This is a genomic window from Micromonospora fluostatini (assembly GCF_050410825.1).
Taxonomy (GTDB): domain Bacteria; phylum Actinomycetota; class Actinomycetes; order Mycobacteriales; family Micromonosporaceae; genus Micromonospora; species Micromonospora rosaria.
On sequence record NZ_CP191251.1, the window covers coordinates 298061 to 312966 of the forward strand.

At 75.1% G+C, this 14906-nt stretch carries 11 protein-coding genes; 5 read left to right on the forward strand and 6 right to left on the reverse strand.

Going from position 1 to position 14906, the window contains the following annotated elements:
* Window positions 1–46 precede the first annotated feature (46 nt).
* Window positions 47–2986: a LuxR C-terminal-related transcriptional regulator gene (locus ACQUFX_RS01365; protein WP_428964225.1), complete on the forward strand. Its 2940-nt coding sequence runs from the start codon at window positions 47–49 to the stop codon at window positions 2984–2986.
* An 85-nt stretch (window positions 2987–3071) separates the two neighbouring features.
* On the opposite strand, the gene ACQUFX_RS01370 is transcribed toward ACQUFX_RS01365, so the two are convergent.
* A complete protein-coding gene (locus ACQUFX_RS01370; protein ID WP_428964226.1) occupies window positions 3072–3620 on the reverse strand; it encodes a DsbA family protein in 549 nt (182 codons plus the stop codon).
* 151 nt (window positions 3621–3771) lie between these two features.
* Between ACQUFX_RS01370 and ACQUFX_RS01375 the strand changes: the two genes are divergently transcribed.
* Both ACQUFX_RS01375 and ACQUFX_RS01380 read left to right on the forward strand, forming a co-directional pair.
* Window positions 3772–5670, forward strand: a complete 1899-nt coding sequence (locus ACQUFX_RS01375) for a hypothetical protein (protein ID WP_428966823.1) — start codon at window positions 3772–3774, stop codon at window positions 5668–5670.
* Between the two features lie 259 nt (window positions 5671–5929).
* On the forward strand, window positions 5930–8665 hold the full coding sequence (locus ACQUFX_RS01380) for a cellulose binding domain-containing protein (protein ID WP_428964227.1): 2736 nt from the start codon (window positions 5930–5932) through the stop codon (window positions 8663–8665).
* Window positions 8666–8725: 60 nt separating this feature from the next.
* On the opposite strand, the gene ACQUFX_RS01385 is transcribed toward ACQUFX_RS01380, so the two are convergent.
* The gene (locus tag ACQUFX_RS01385; protein ID WP_428964228.1) at window positions 8726–9910 is read right to left on the reverse strand and encodes a cytochrome P450; all 1185 of its coding nucleotides are present in this window, start codon (window positions 9908–9910) and stop codon (window positions 8726–8728) included.
* A gap of 100 nt (window positions 9911–10010) precedes the next feature.
* Here ACQUFX_RS01385 and ACQUFX_RS01390 point away from each other — a divergent pair, with 100 nt between their 5' ends.
* A complete protein-coding gene (locus ACQUFX_RS01390; RefSeq protein WP_428966824.1) occupies window positions 10011–11087 on the forward strand; it encodes a TetR/AcrR family transcriptional regulator in 1077 nt (358 codons plus the stop codon).
* A 291-nt stretch (window positions 11088–11378) separates the two neighbouring features.
* On the opposite strand, the gene ACQUFX_RS01395 is transcribed toward ACQUFX_RS01390, so the two are convergent.
* Together ACQUFX_RS01395 and ACQUFX_RS01400 are read right to left on the reverse strand one after the other, a co-directional pair.
* On the reverse strand, window positions 11379–11786 hold the full coding sequence (locus ACQUFX_RS01395; RefSeq protein WP_428964229.1) for a hypothetical protein: 408 nt from the start codon (window positions 11784–11786) through the stop codon (window positions 11379–11381).
* Window positions 11787–11933: 147 nt separating this feature from the next.
* The gene (locus ACQUFX_RS01400) at window positions 11934–12083 is read right to left on the reverse strand and encodes a hypothetical protein (RefSeq protein ID WP_157527263.1); all 150 of its coding nucleotides are present in this window, start codon (window positions 12081–12083) and stop codon (window positions 11934–11936) included.
* Between the two features lie 630 nt (window positions 12084–12713).
* On the opposite strand from ACQUFX_RS01400, the gene ACQUFX_RS01405 reads away from it, so the two are divergent.
* The gene (locus ACQUFX_RS01405) at window positions 12714–13076 is read left to right on the forward strand and encodes an STAS domain-containing protein (RefSeq protein WP_428964231.1); all 363 of its coding nucleotides are present in this window, start codon (window positions 12714–12716) and stop codon (window positions 13074–13076) included.
* Window positions 13077–13125: 49 nt separating this feature from the next.
* Here ACQUFX_RS01405 and surE read toward each other — a convergent pair whose 3' ends face one another.
* Entirely contained in the window at window positions 13126–13932 is an 807-nt protein-coding gene (gene surE, locus ACQUFX_RS01410) for a 5'/3'-nucleotidase SurE (RefSeq protein ID WP_428964233.1), read from the reverse strand.
* On the reverse strand, window positions 13929–14906 hold the full coding sequence (locus ACQUFX_RS01415) for a PfkB family carbohydrate kinase (protein ID WP_428964234.1): 978 nt from the start codon (window positions 14904–14906) through the stop codon (window positions 13929–13931). Before ACQUFX_RS01415 ends, surE begins: the two co-directional genes overlap by 4 nt.

Consider the following 14906-nt stretch of genomic DNA (forward strand, 5'->3'; position numbering starts at 1 on the left):
ATCCCGCCTGGCCGCACGGGCGACGCGGATCCCTGGGGAGGGTCGGATGCCGGAGGAGCACCACAGCACACCACCCCTGTTGGCGTCCCGGCTCACCCCGCCCCCACCGCCCGCGCCGCTGCTGGTGCGCCCGCGCCTGTTGGCCCGGCTGGACGAGGGGAGCGCGGGCACGGTCACCCTGGTCTCGGCCCCGGCGGGCTTCGGCAAGACCACACTGCTCGCCTCCTGGGCCCGCGCGGCCCCGGAGCCGGCCGGCCCCGGCTGGCTGTCGGTGGAGGCCGGCGACACCGGTGACCGGTTCTGGGCGTACCTGACCCGCGCCCTGCACGCGGCGACCGGAACCGCCGCAGCGCCCGGCCCGGAGCCGGCCGGTGGGGCCTCCCCGCCGGACCCGGCCGGCGCATCGTCCGGCCCGGAGCCGGCCGGTGGGGCGGCGCCCCCGGGGACCGCGCAGCTCGAAGCCCTGGCCGCGACGCTCGCCGCCGCCGAGGCTCCCGTCCTGCTGATCCTGGACGACCTGCACCGGATCACCGAGCCGGGGGCGCTGGCCGGGCTGGAGTTCCTGGTCCGGTACGCCGACGGCCGGCTGCGGCTGCTCATCGGGGCGCGCGGCGACCTGCCGGCGGCCCTGCACCGGCTGCGGCTGGCCGGGGAGCTGACCGAGATCGGCCCCGACCAGCTCGCCTTCACCGACGACGAGGTCGCCGACCTGCTCGTCGCACACGGCGCGCACCTGCCGGCGGCGGCCGTGCCCCGGCTGCGGGACCGCACCGGCGGGTGGCCGGCCGCCCTGCGCTTCGCCGCCCTGGCGGTCCGCGGCCAGCCCGACCCGGCCCGCTGGGTGCACCGGTTCGGCGGGGACCACCCCGACGTCGCCGGGTACCTGCGGGCCGAACTGCTCGACGGGCTCGACCCCGCCGACCGGGACACCCTGCGCCGGTGCGCCGTCACGGCGGCGGTCCGGGCCGACCTGGCCGGCGCGTTGACCGACCGCCCCGATGCCGACCGGGTGCTGGCCGTCCTGGCCCGCGACGGTGGCTTCCTGCACCACGACGACAGCAGCCCGCCCTGGTACCGCTGCCACCCGCTGCTGGCCGACCTGCTCCGCGCCGAACTGGCCGGACTCGGCGACGACGCGGTCCGCGACCTGCACCGGCGGGCCGCCGGCTGGTACGCCGGGCACGGACGCCCGGCCGACGCGCTGCGGCACGCGCTGGCGGCGGGGGAGTGGGACCGGGCCGCCGCGCTGCTCGCCACCGACTGGCCGGAACTGATCCCCTACGACCGGGACCTGCCCGCCGTCCCGCCCCCGGCTGTCCCGCCGCCCGAGGCCCGGCACGGGTACCCGGACCTCGTGCTCGCTCTCGCCGTCGAGCGCGCCGCCGCCGACGACCCGACCGCCGCCGACGGGCACCTGCGGGCCGCCACCGAGCTGGCCCGGAGCCTGCCGCCCCCGCAGCGGGCCCGGTACCTGCGGCTGGCGACCGTGCTGGAGCTGACCCTGGCCCGGCGGGCCGGCGACCACCGGGCGACCCGTGCCCTGGCCGACCGCCTGCTCGACGCCACCCGTCCCGGCGGGGACGCCACCTGCCCCGGTGGTGGCCTCGACCGTCCCGTTAGCGACCCCGACCGTCCCGGGAGCGACCCCGACCTCTCCGCGTCCGCGCCGGCCACCACCACCGTCGACGTCGACGGGCGGGCCGTGGCCGGGACGGCGCGCGGGCTGGTCGACCTCGCCGACGGGGACCTGACGGGGGCGCTGGAGCACCTGCTCCCGGCGCTGGCGGCGGCCCGCGCGGGCGGGCGGGGGCGGACCGAGCTGGTCTGCGCCAGCCGGATCGCCCTGCTCCGCGCGGTCGGCGGTGACCTGGTGGCCGCCGAACACGCCGCCCGGGAGGTCCTCGCCATGCCGGCCTGCCAGGGCTGGGCCTGCCTGGAAGACTGCGCCCACGGGTACCTCGCCCTGGCCGTGGTGGCCCTGCACCGGGACCTGCCCGACGAGGTCGAGGCGAACCTGGCCCTCGCCGGGCCGGCCGCCCACGAGCCGGCCGTCGGGGCGATCGTCGCGCTGTGCCGGGTGCCGCTGCTGCGCGACGCCGGGGAGTTCACCGCCGCGTACCGGGTGCTCACCGAGGCCCGGCAGCGGGTCGCCGCGCTGCCCGCCGCCCGCGACCTGACCGACCGGCTGCTCGCCGCCGAGGCCGACCTGCTCGTCGCCCGGGGCGACCTGGCCGGGGCCCGGCACCTGCTGACCGACCGGACACCCCCCGCCCCGTCCAGCGGCCCGGCGGCCGCTGGGGCGGTTCCAGTGGGTGGTGGCGTCACGTCCGGTGGGGTGGCTCCGGCCGGCGGGGCCGGCTCGGCGGGTGGAGCGGGCTCGGCCGGTGGAGCGGGCTCGGCGGGTGGGGCGGCGGAGCCGGCGGTCGCGTTGGCCCGGATCGAGGTGCTGGCGGGCGACCAGCGGGCCGCCGCCCGCGCGCTGCCCGCCTGGGACGGTCCGGACGCCGAGGGCCTGCCGCTGCCGGTACGCCTCGACGCCGGGCTGCTGGACGCGGTCCTGGCGCGGGCCGGCGGCGACGAGCGGCGCGCCGGCCGGCTGCTGGAACGGCTGCTCGACCTGGCCGCGCCGCAGGGGTACCGGCGGGTCTTCACCCAGGCCGTACCCGGGGTGCGGGACCTGCTCGCCGGGCACCTGGACAGCGGCACGGCGCACTGGGCGACCGTCACCGACCTGCTCCAGGCGGTGGACGCGCCGGCCGGTCGGGCACCGGCGGAACCGGTGCCGGGGCTGGCCGAGCCGCTCACCGAACGGGAGCTGACCATCCTGCGGTACCTGCAGAGCATCCTGTCCAACGTGGAGATCGCCGGTGAGCTGTCCGTGTCGGTCAACACGGTCAAGACGCACGTCCGCAACATCTACCGCAAACTGGACGCGACCCGGCGTCGGGAGGCCGTCCGCCGGGCCCGCGACCTGCACCTGATCTGAGCCACCCCACCCGCCCCGGGCCGCCCGCCCCAGCGGTTAGCAGGGGGCCCCTTTACTACCGAATGCGTTAACAGGGGGCCCTTCCTTACGCCTCGGCGGCGCGGTCGGCGGCGGTGAGCAGGTCGGGCAGGTCGTACCCGCCGTCGTACGGGACGCCGTTGACGAACAGGGCCGGTACGGCGGAGACGCCGCTGCGGATCCCGCCGACGAAGTCCCGCCGGACCCGGTCGGCGTGGGCGTGCCCGGTGACCTCCGCGTCCACCTCGTCGACCGGCAGGCCGAGCTGCTCCACGCCGAGCGACAGGTGCACCGGGTCCAGTTGGTCCTGGTGCTCGAAGAGCCAGTCGTGCATCGGCCAGAACCGGTCCCGCCGGGCGGCGGCCTCGGCCACCTCGGCGGCCTGCTCGGCGTACGGGTGGATGTTGGCGACCGGGAAGTGCCGGTACACCAGTCGGACCGTCTCGCCGCGCTGCCCGAGCAGATCGGTGAGGTTGTGGTACGCCGCACCGCAGAACGGGCACTGGAAGTCGCCGTACTGGATCAGGGTGACCGGGGCGTCCTGCGGGCCCCGGACGTGGTCCTCGCCGGTGACCGGCGCACGCAGCCGGGGTTCGACCTGCAACGGTGTCGCCATGGCCGCAGCGTTCCCCGGAGCGGGTGAGGTCAGCTCACCCGCTCCGGGTGGGCCGGCGGCCGTGTCGGTGGGACGGGAGTGACATCACGGCCTTCGATAGGTCATCATGGCCCGGCTACCGGTCGACGACAGCCGGTGACGAGGGTGGATGATGGGTACCCAACAGCAGGAACCGGTGGCGGACACGCCGGATCCCTCCGTGTCCGCCACGACGTCGGCCGATGCCGCAGCCGACGCGACACCGGCCCCGGGCGGCGCGAAACCGGTCCCGGCAGACCCGGCACCGGCCCCGGCGGACGCGCCAGCGGCCCCCGCCGAGGCGACGTCGGCCCCGGTGGGGTGGGCGGCCCGTGGCGGCGCGTTGGTCCGCCTGCTGCGGCACGAGTGGAGCCTCCTGGTGCTCGGCAGCATCGCGCTGGCGGTGCTGCTGACCTGGCCCACCATGCGCCATCCGGCCACCACGATCCCGCAGGACACCGGTGATCCGACCCTGCAGGCCTGGCAGATCGGCTGGGGCGGGCACGCCCTGCTGACCCAGCCGTGGCAGCTCTGGCACTCGAACACGTTCTTCCCCGAGCCGTACACCTACGCGTACTCGGACACGCTGCTCGGGTACGCCCTGTTCGGGATGGTCGGCTCCGGTCCGGAGGCCGCCGTCGTCCGGTACAACCTGCTCTACGTGCTGGTGCACGCGCTGGCCTTCGTCGGGGCGTACGCGCTGTCGCGGCAGTTGGGGGCGGGCCGGGCCGGGGCGGCGGTGGCCGGGGCGTCGTTCGCGTACGCGCCGTGGAAGCTCGCCCAGGCCGGGCACCTGCACGTGCTCAGCATGGGTGGGATCGCCCTCGCGCTGGCCATGCTGGCCCGGGGGCACGGCTGGTCGCTGCGGGACGGGTACCGGCCGGAGCGGGCCCGGCCGGGCTGGGCGGTGGCCGGGTGGCTGGTCGCCGCCTGGCAGGTCAGCCTCGGTTTCGGCATCGGCCTGCCGTTCGTGTACGCGTTGGCGCTGCTCTGCCTCGGTGCGGTGGCCGGTTACGGGCTGTCCCGGGTACGCCGGGGGGCCTGGCCGGTGTTCCCGCGCCGGCTGCTCGTGGCCGACCTGGGGGGTGGCCTGGCGTTCGGCGCGGTGACCCTGCTGATGGCGGCGCCCTACTTCGAGGTGGTGGCGCGGCACCCGTCGGGCCGGCGCACGATCGAGCAGATCGCGATGTTCTCCCCGCCGCTGCGGGGGTTCCTCACCGCCCCGCCCGAGTCGTGGCTGTGGGGGGAGCGGCACGCGGTGGCCCGGGACCAGTTGGGCTTCGCCGGGGAGATGACCCTGCTGCCCGGGGTGGTGCTGGTCGGGCTGGCCGCCGCCGGGCTGTTCCTCTCCGCCTGGCCGGTCCGGTACCGGCTGACGCTGGCCGCCGGGGTGGTGGTGAGCGTGGCGCTGGCCTCGGGGACCACGCTCTTCGGCGACGGGAAGCCCGGCTACGTGACGCTGGTCGAGCACGCGCCCGGCTGGGACGGCATCCGGACCCCGGGGCGGCTGGTGATCTGGACGACGCTGCTGCTCGGGGTCCTGGCCGCCGGGGCGCTGACGGTACGGGAGAGCGATCCGCAGCCGGCCCGGTGGTGGCGGCGACCGGCGCGGCTGGCGCTGCTCGTTCCGCTGCTGCTGGTGCTGGTCGAGGGGGTGAACCGGACCCCGCACGCCGAGGTGCCGGCGCAGCCGGCGGTGCTGCGCGGGCTGACCGGCCCGGCGCTGGTGCTGCCCAGCGAGGGCACCCGGGAGTACCACGTCATGCTCTGGTCGACCGACGGGTTCCCGCGCCTGGTCAACGGCGGGGCCTCGTTCGTCCCGCCCAGCCAGGACCGGCTCCGGGCGGCGAGCATGTCGTTCCCGGACCCGGCCGCGGTGGCCGAGCTGCGGGCGGCGGGGGTGCGCACGGTGGTGGTGCTGCACGGGTACGTGGTCGGCACCCCGTGGCAGGACGTGGCGCAACGCCCGGTGACCGCACCCGGCGTGCACCGCGAGGAGCACCCCGACGGGGTGGTGTACCACCTGGACTGAGCCCGCCCCGGTCCCGAGGGCCCGCCCGGTCGGGCTCTCGGGACCGCCGACTGTCGAAGCGCTTCACATGGCCTGAACTCATCGGTTAGGGTGATTTCCTTCCTCGGCAGCGGGAGCCAGCATGCCGGCGGGGATGCCAGGGCAGCCTCCCCGCACACCGCACGACCCTCGATGTCGCTCCGGGCACGGTCGTCCACCGACCGTCGGCGTCGCGTGCCGTCCCGTCCTCCCCCACGGGCACATCCGAGAGGAACCGCAGATGCGGAGAAGTCTCGCCGGCGCGGTCGCATCCGCGCTGGCCGCGGCCACGGCGATCGTGGCCGTACAGCTCACCGTGGCTCCCGTCGCGCCGGCCGCCGCCGCCGCGTCGGAGCCGTACACCTGGAAGAATGTCCGGATCGACGGCGGCGGCTTCGTTCCCGGCATCGTCTTCAACCCCACCGAGAAGAACCTGATCTACGCCCGCACCGACATCGGCGGGCTGTACCGCTGGGAGCAGGCCGCCCAGTCGTGGACGCCGCTGCTGGACTGGGTGGGCTACGACAAGTGGGGCTGGAACGGTGTGCTGAGCGTCGCCACCGACCCGGTGCAGACCAGCCGGGTGTACGCCGCCGTCGGCATGTACACCAACGACTGGGACCCGAACAACGGGGCGATCCTGCGCTCGACGAACAAGGGCGCCACCTGGCAGGCCACCGAACTGCCGTTCAAGGTCGGCGGCAACATGCCCGGCCGGGGCATGGGGGAGCGGCTCGCCGTGGACCCCAACCGCAACAGCACCGTCTACTTCGCCGCCGAGGGCGGCAACGGCCTGTGGCGCAGCACCGACTCCGGGGTGACCTGGGCGAAGGTGACGAACTTCCCCAACGTCGGCAACTACGTCGCCGACCCGAACGACAGCAGCGGCTACCAGAGCCAGAACCAGGGCCTGACCTGGGTGAGCTTCGACAAGAGCACGGGTACGGCGGGGAACACCACGCAGACCATCTACGTCGGGGTGGCCGACAAGCAGAACCCGGTGTACCGCAGCACCAACGGCGGTACCACCTGGGAGCGGATCCCCGGTCAGCCCACCGGGTACCTGGCGAAGAAGGGCGTCGTCGACCACGTCGGCGGCCACCTCTACATCGCCACCAGCGACACCGGCGGCCCGTACGACGGGGCCAAGGGTGACGTGTGGAAGTTCACCCGCTCCACCGGCACCTGGACGCAGATCAGCCCGATGCCGTCCAGCAGCGCCGACACGTACTTCGGCTACTCCGGCCTGACCATCGACCGGCAGAACCCGGACACGCTGATCGTGGCCACCCAGATCTCCTGGTGGCCGGACGCGATCTTCTGGCGGACCACCGACGGCGGCGCGACCTGGAGCCGGATCTGGGACTGGGGCAGCTACCCCGAGCGGGTCAAGAAGTACAAGATGGACATCTCCTCGGTGCCGTGGCTGACCTTCGGGGCCAACCCGCAGCCGCCGGAGGAGACCCCGAAGCTGGGCTGGATGAACGAGTCGGTGGAGATCGACCCGCACGACTCCGACCGGTTCCTGTACGGCACCGGGGCGACCATCTACGGCAGCACCGACCTGACGAAGTGGGACACCGGCGGCCAGCTCACCATCAAGCCGATGGTGAAGGGGCTGGAGGAGACCGCCGTGCTCGACCTGGTCAGCCCCCCGTCCGGGGCGCCGCTGGTCAGCGCGCTCGGTGACATCGGCGGCTTCCGCCACGACAACCTCGACGCGGTGCCGGCGAAGATGTTCACCCAGCCGGTCTTCACCAGCAGCACCAGCCTGGACTACGCCGAGGCGAACCCGTCGGTGATGGTCCGGGCCGGCAACTTCACCGACGCCGACCGTCCCAACGACAGCCACGTCGCCTTCTCCACCGACGGCGGGTCGAACTGGTTCCAGGGCAGCGAGCCGTCCGGGATCAACAGCGGCGGTACGGTCGCCGCGGCGGCCGACGGCAGCCGGTTCGTCTGGGCCCCGGGGGACGCCGGCCAGCGGGTGGTCCACTCGGTCGGCTTCGGCAACTCGTGGACCGCCTCGACCGGGGTGCCGGCGAACGCGACCATCGAGTCCGACCGGGTCAACCCGAACACGTTCTACGCCTTCTCGGCCGGCACGCTCTACGTCAGCACCGACGGCGGGGCCAGCTTCACCGCCTCGGCGGCGACCGGGCTGCCCACCACCGACGTCAAGTTCAAGGCGCTGCCCGGCCAGGAGGGTCACCTGTGGCTGGCCGGCCCGGGTGGGCTGTGGCGGTCCACCAACTCGGGGGCCAGCTTCACCAAGATCAGTACGGTCAGCCACGGGTACAACGTGGGCTTCGGCAAGGCGGCTCCGGGGCAGACCCACCCGGCGCTGTTCCTCTTCGGCACCGTGGACGGCCAGCACGGCGTCTACCGTTCGGACACCGTCGGGGCGAGCTGGGTGCGGATCAACGACAACCAGCACCAGTACGGCAACGCGGGCGAGGCGCTGACCGGCGACCCCCGGGTCTACGGCCGGGTCTACCTGGGCACCAACGGCCGGGGCATCCTGGTCGCCGACCGGCAGGGCGGCCCCACCACCCCACCCACCACCCCGCCGACCACGCCACCCACGACGCCGCCGACGACCCCGCCCACCACGCCACCCACCACGCCGCCGACGACGCCACCCACGACCCCGCCGACCACCCCGCCGGTGGGCACCGGGTGTGCCGCCACCTACCGGGTGACCGGCTCCTGGACCGGCGGGTTCCAGGGTGAGGTGGTGGTCCGCAACAGCGGCAGCACGCCCGTCGCCGGCTGGACGGTGACCTGGTCCTTCCCGAACGGGCAGCAGATCACCCAGCTCTGGGGTGGTACGCACACCCAGACCGGGGCCGCCGTCTCGGTCCGCGACGCGGGCTGGAACGGCGCGCTCGGCGCCGGGGCGAGCACCACCTTCGGCTTCCTCGCGAGCTGGACCGGCAGCAACGGGGCACCCACCCCCACCTGCACCCCCCGCTAGCGTGCAAGGAGGGGCCCCTTGTTAACACACGTGTGTTAACAAGGGGCCCCTCCTTGCACGTCAGAGCTGGACGGGGAGGGTGAGTAGTCGCCAGGTTCCGGGGTCGGGGGCGCGGTGCGCGCCCGCCGGGGCGAGGGCCAGGTCGGGGCTGCGGCGCAGCAGCGCGGTGAGCGCCACCTCGGTCTGCACCCGGGCCAGCGCGGCGCCCAGGCAGAAGTGCGGCCCGTGGCCGTAGCCGAGGTGGGCGCTCCGGTCCGGTACCCGGGCCAGGTCCAGCCGGTCCGGGTCGGGAAAGACCTCGGGGTCGCGGTTGGCCGCGACGACGGCCACGGTGACCGGTTCCCCGGCCGGCACCGGTACGCCGTCGATCGTCACCTCCCCGGTGGCGAACCGGGGGACGGTCAGCATCTGCGGTGGGCTCCACCGGGTCAGCTCCTCGACCGCGCGGGGCATCAGGTCGGGCTCCGCGCGCAGCGCGGCGAGCTGCTCGGGGTGGGCGAGCAGCGTCTCCACCGCGTTGGCGAGCAGGTTCGCCGGTGTCTGCCCGGCCAGCACCAGGTGCCAGACCAGGCTGACCAGTTCGGTCTCGGAGAGCCGGTCACCGTCGTCGTCGCGTACCCGGATCAGGTCGGTGACCAGGTCGTCGCCGGGCGCTTCGCGACGCTGGGCGACCACCGACCGGGCGCTGTCGATGATCGCCGGCAGTGCCGCGACGAAGGTCGGCCCGTCGCCGGCGGCCACCGCGGCGCCGAAGGCCCGCCACTGCGGGCGGTCCGCCTCGGGCACGCCGACCAGGTCGCAGATCACCGCCGTCGGCAGCGGCCGGGCCAGGTGCGCAACCAGGTCGACGACGCCGTCGGTGGCCTGCCGGGCGGCGTCGTCGAGCAGCCCCGCCACCACCGCCTCGATCCGGGTCCGCCGGTCGGCGGCCCGGCGGGCGGTGAACGCGGGCGCGACCAGCCGGCGCAGTCGCCCGTGTTCCGGTCCGTCGATCTCCATCGTGCGCAGGTACGGCCGGTACGCCTCGGGCACGCTCGGGCGCAGGTAGCTCTCGGCCCGCAGCTCGAACCGGGGATCGGTGAGCAGGGTCCGGGCGGGGGCGTGCCGGGTCACCGCCCACATCGCGCCGAAGCCCGGGGTGACCAGCCGGACCACCGGGGACCGCTCCCGGGCCCGCCGGTACGCGGTGAACGGGTCGCTCAGCACCGCCGGGTCGGTCAGCTCGATCTCGGGAACCTCCGCCATGCCGCCTCCATCTCGAATGAGCAGAACAGATGATGCCATCATCTGAATGGCGAAGATATCTTGACCGGGGCGGAGGGGCAACACCGGAACAGGGGTGACGATGGCGCGGCTCACCAGGGCGCAGCTCCAGCAGCGCAACCGGGCACGGGTGCTGGCGGCGGCCCGGCAGGTCTTCACCGAGCAGGGCTTCCGCGACGCGCGGATCGACGACATCGCCGAGCGGGCCGAGCTGACCCGGGGCGCGGTCTACTCGAACTTCCCCGGCAAGCGGGCCCTGTACTTCGCGGTGCTCGCCGCCGACGCGCAGGAGGTGCCCGAGCCGCCCCGGCCGCCGGCCACCGCCACGGCCGGCGAGGTGCTCACCGAGTTCGCCCGCGCCTGGCTGTCCCGGCTCCCGCTCGCCGTGGACGAGCAGGCCGACGGGGCCCGGCTGGGCCGGGACCTGATGCCGGAGATCCTCGCCGACGAGGCCACCCGGGTGCCGTACGCGGAACTGACGAGGCTGTCGGCCGTCCTGCTCGGGCTGGCGCTGGAGCCGTTCGGTCGGCCCGGGGCGCGGGCGGCCCGTCGGGTCCGGACCGCCGAGGCCGCGCTCACCCTGCTGCACGGCGCGGGGCAGTTGGCCGCCGCCGCGCCCGGCTTCGGTGACCCCTTCGACGTGGTGCGCGCCTGCGCGCACCTGGCGGATCTCGACCTCGACGACCGCTGGGCCCCGCCCCACCTGCCGTACGTGCCGAGGGCCCGGCCGGCCGACGACCCCTGGCGCCCGCCGGCCGCCACCGACCTGCTCCGGGAGGTGCCCGCGCGGCTGGACGCCGACGGGGTGGTCACCGTCCTCGGGCTGCACCGGCTCGGCGCGGTGGAGGAGGCCGTCCGGGCGGCGCCCGCCGCCGTGGTCACCGCCGTCCTGGTCACCGGCCAGGCCGGGGAGCTGCTGCCCCTGGCCCGGCTCACCCTGGTCGAGCTGCGGACCTGCCTGCGCCGGTCGGTGCCGCCGGACGCCTGGCCCCGGGTCCGGGTGGTCTGCGACGAGTCCGGGGCGGTGGCCGCGGCGGCCGGCGTTCCGGCGGTGAGCGACGCCACCGAAGCCGCCGTCCGGGTACGGGGCGGGCGGATCGTCGCCCGCGCGGACGGGCACGGGGCCGCCCACGCCGCAGCCGTCACCGCCACCGGCTAGCCCGCCCGACGGGTAAGGAAGGGCCCCCTGTTAACGCATTCGGTAGAGGAAGGGCCCCCTTTTAACGCCCCGGAGCGCGCGACCCCGTGCGGCGGTGCGGCGTGCGACCCCGTGCGACGGTGCGGTCCCCGTGCAAAGGTGCGGCGTGCGGTCCCGTGCGGCGCGTGCCGGGGTAGGGAAGGGCGGGAAGGGCGGGAAGGGCGGGACGCCGGCGGGACCACCTGCCGGGCATGACGTGGCCCCGACCGCTGAATGGGTGCGGTCGGGGCCGGGTGGCGCAGGGTCGTCGGGTCAGGTGTCCAGGCCGACCGGGGAGTTCGGCCGGTCCACGTCGACGAACTCGATGTCGTCGGCGGGCCGGCTGTCCCGGGCCGCCGCCACCCGGGCCGCCGAGCTGGCGGCCCAGCCGATGGCGGCACCGGCCAGCGCCGCGCCGATCAGCAGCGCCCAGGGCAGCGCCGGCCGCCGGCCGGCGAGCGCGTCGAAGGCGCGCACGGCCCGCTGCCGGGCCTCGTCCGCGGCCGACCCGACCAGGTCGCTGGCGTCGTCGGCCAGCCCGGAGCCGTTGCGGCGGGCCGACCGGGCGGCCTCCCGGACACTGTCCCCGGCGGTGTTCACGGCCGAGACCAGGTGCTGCCAGGCCTCGTCCGCGATCCGCTCAGGCTTGCTGCGGCGCTCCAGCAGGTTGGTTCCGAACATCGTGGTTACCTCCTCGGGTGCCGAAGCCGGGGCCACTTCGGATTACGGCGTCAGTCCGGCGGTCGTGGGTTCGCGTACCCCGCCAGTGCCCAGCCCGGTCGGCCGGCAAACCCGTCGCCGGCAGCGGGTCCGCACCGGTTGCCCGACTCAGCGGGTGGCGACCACCGCGATCCGGGCGCCCGCGAAGTCCTCGTCGTCGTCGTCATCGTCGTCGTCCCCCGCGCCGCCGCCGATGGCGCAGGCCAGCATCAGGGCGAGCGCGGCGGCGGCCCCGGCCAGGGTGGCGAGTCTCCTCATGGTGGTCTTCCTCTCGGACTCGGGTGGTGAGAACGGTCCGATGCTAGGCAGGTCGGTCAATCCGTCCCAGGCTGTCCCGTCGATCCACCCCGGCTGCCGGGGGGATGCCCCCCGGGGCGCGACGTCGATCCCCTGGTCACCCGGGCGCCCGGCGGTGCGGGGGTGTCGGCGCCCGGCGGCGAGATGACGGACACCTGTCGGCATCGGGACACCTGCCGGTCACGAACATTCACATCGGTCGGGTATGTTGTCGCGCGGCACGTACTGTGGGGTTTCACCCTCCGCGACCACCTGCCCCCGGGGGTGCGTACCGCCCGGTCGGTGGGTCGTGGTCGGTGCGACGACGCGGGGGTCGGTGCGGCGCGGGGCCACGCCGGTGACGGTGGTGTGGGCACTCGGTCGCGGCGACCGTTACTCTGGTTCGGCGACGCGTCGGCCCAGGGTCGATCGTTGGACAAGAAGCCGATCAGTGGACAAGAAGACGAAAAGTGCGGACAAGGGCGGAATGCCGTGCCCGACCCGCAAATTGCTCATCCCGAGGGGTGGCGACCGAGGCCGTGGGAGGAATACTCTCGGTCGCGGCCCGCGTACTGATGAGGCGCCCGACAACGGGCGAGTGGAGGTGCTCGCGTGAGCCTGTCGATCGTGAAGTCGGTTCTTTCCGGTGGTGTCATCGAGATCGCCCCTCGGGGTGAGATCGACGTGGACACCGCGTACGAGGTGCGCGAGGCGATCACGGAAGTGCTCGCCAAGGGGCGTCCCGCCCGTATCGAGCTCAACATGCGGCTCGTCACCTTCATCGACTCCGTCGGTATCAGCGCCATGGTCGCCGGCTTCCAGACCGCCGAGGTGAGCGGCGTCAAGCTCGTCGTCACCGAGCCGAGCCGGTTCGTGCACCGGCAACTCTGGGTGACCGGGCTGCTCGGTCTCTTCGGGGCTCCGGAGCCCTACTACGCGGGCGCGCCCACCCCGGAGGTCCTGCCCGGCGCCTGAGCGTCCGGCGCGACGGTGACCCGGGGCACCGGAGACCCGGCGCAGGGGCTCACAGGTCGACGTCGGTCACTTCGGTGACGGCGCGGATCGCGGTGACCGAGGCGTACCCCTCGGCGAGCAGGGCCAGGTCGCTCCCGGGCTGCACGGCCTGCCCCGGCTCCTCCAGCGAGGTGCGGACGAAGCCGTGCCCGGCCTCCGCCACCGTCATCTGCACCTGACCGAAGGCGGACAGCGAACCCCGGCGTACCCCGCGCAGCCGGTCGGGTGGCAGGTCCGGCACGTTGACGTTGAGCACGTTCTCCACCGGCGCGGCGGTGAGCCGGGGCAGCAGGTCCAGCGCCACCCGGGCGGCTGTCGCCCAGTGCCGGTCGGCGTCCCGGACCAGGGCGGCGGCGGCCACCGCGGCACCGCCGCTGCCGGCGGTGGCGTCGGCGGCCGAGAGCACGTCGAGGGAGACGGCCAGGGCGCGGCAGCCGTTGGCGGCGGCGGTGAACGCCGCGCCGACCGTCCCGGAGTGCAGCACCGCGCGGCCCGCGTTCGCCCCCCGGTTGATCCCGGCGAGCACCAGGCCCGGCGCCGGCCCGAACGCGCCGTGCAGGGCGATCAGCGTGATGAAGCCGGGGGAGCCGCCGACCGCGAACGCCGGCACCCCGGGCAGCTCCGGCAGGCTCTGGTGGTGGACCACGACCTGGCCGTCCTCCTCGACGGCGGTCATCGCGGCGCTGCTGCCGCTGGCCTCCTCCCGGGGCGCGGCCACCACCACGTCCAGCCCCCGGTCCACCGCCGCGCGGGCCAGTTCGGCCAGGCCCGGGGCGGCGATACCGTCGTCGTTGGTGACCAGCACCCGTAGCGTCACCGCTCGACCACCCGGTGGGCCAGGTCGTCCGGGGTGGTCCGCTCCTGCGGCCGGGAGCCGGCCGGGACGAGGCGGACCCGGTCCACCAGGCCGGTGATCGAGTCGAGCCGGCCGGTGCCCAGCCCGTGCCGGGTGACGTTCAACGCGCCGGCCGCCGCGCCGGTGCGGATCGCGGTCCGGATGTCCCCGCCGACGGCGACCACCGCCGCCACCCCGGCGGTCATCGAGTCGCCCGCGCCGCGCGGGTCAGCGGCCTGGAGGCGGGGCATCTCCACCTCGAACACCTCCCCGTCGACCAGGGCCAGCGCCGGCTCGTCGGCCCGGCTGACCAGCACCGTCTGGGCCCCGGCGTGGTGCAGGTCGTAGAGCACGCCGGTCAGCTCCTCGGCGCTGTCGTCGCGGGCCAGCCCGTCGCGGAGCAGCTCCTCGTGACTGATCTTGCAGAAGAAGACCCCGCTGTCCAGGACGGCGGTGAGGTGTTCCCCGGAGAGGTCGACCACCACCCGGCTGCCGTTGTCGCCCAGGTCGGCGGCGAACCGCCGGTACACGTCGGGCGGGACGAGGGACGGCTGGTTGGGGCCGCTGAGCACGCTGACCGGGGCGCGCAGCCCCTCGCCGAGCGCCAGGTTGTAGAGCTCGTCCAGCTCGTGGCGGGTGAGCGGGTGGCCGGGTACGTCGACGACCTCGTGCCGGACGCCGTCGCGGCGGTCGTGCACGTACCCGCCGTTGGTGGAGTGCCGGCGTACCGTGCGCAGGTCCACCCCCTCGCTGCCCAGCAGCGGCTCCAGCACCTGGCCGATCTCGCCGCCGATGCTGGCGCAGAGCACCACCGGCACGCCGAGGGAGGAGATCATCCGGGCCTGCCAGACCCCCTGCCCGCCGGGGTGCAGGTGCAGTTCCGGCTCGTCACCGGGCTGTTCGACGGTGACCGTCAGCAGCGGGGTCGGGGCGAAGACCATCACGTGCCCGTCCAT

Bases quoted from the DNA above. Each gene is read 5' to 3' on its own strand.
- ACQUFX_RS01365 (WP_428964225.1), top strand. From the start codon at position 47: ATGCCGGAGGAGCACCACAGCACACCACCCCTGTTGGCGTCCCGGCTC.
- ACQUFX_RS01370 (WP_428964226.1), bottom strand. From the start codon at position 3,620: ATGGCGACACCGTTGCAGGTCGAACCCCGGCTGCGTGCGCCGGTCACC.
- ACQUFX_RS01375 (WP_428966823.1), top strand. From the start codon at position 3,772: ATGGGTACCCAACAGCAGGAACCGGTGGCGGACACGCCGGATCCCTCC.
- ACQUFX_RS01380 (WP_428964227.1), top strand. From the start codon at position 5,930: ATGCGGAGAAGTCTCGCCGGCGCGGTCGCATCCGCGCTGGCCGCGGCC.
- ACQUFX_RS01385 (WP_428964228.1), bottom strand. From the start codon at position 9,910: ATGGCGGAGGTTCCCGAGATCGAGCTGACCGACCCGGCGGTGCTGAGC.
- ACQUFX_RS01390 (WP_428966824.1), top strand. From the start codon at position 10,011: ATGGCGCGGCTCACCAGGGCGCAGCTCCAGCAGCGCAACCGGGCACGG.
- ACQUFX_RS01395 (WP_428964229.1), bottom strand. From the start codon at position 11,786: ATGTTCGGAACCAACCTGCTGGAGCGCCGCAGCAAGCCTGAGCGGATC.
- ACQUFX_RS01400 (WP_157527263.1), bottom strand. From the start codon at position 12,083: ATGAGGAGACTCGCCACCCTGGCCGGGGCCGCCGCCGCGCTCGCCCTG.
- ACQUFX_RS01415 (WP_428964234.1), bottom strand. From the start codon at position 14,906: ATGGACGGGCACGTGATGGTCTTCGCCCCGACCCCGCTGCTGACGGTC.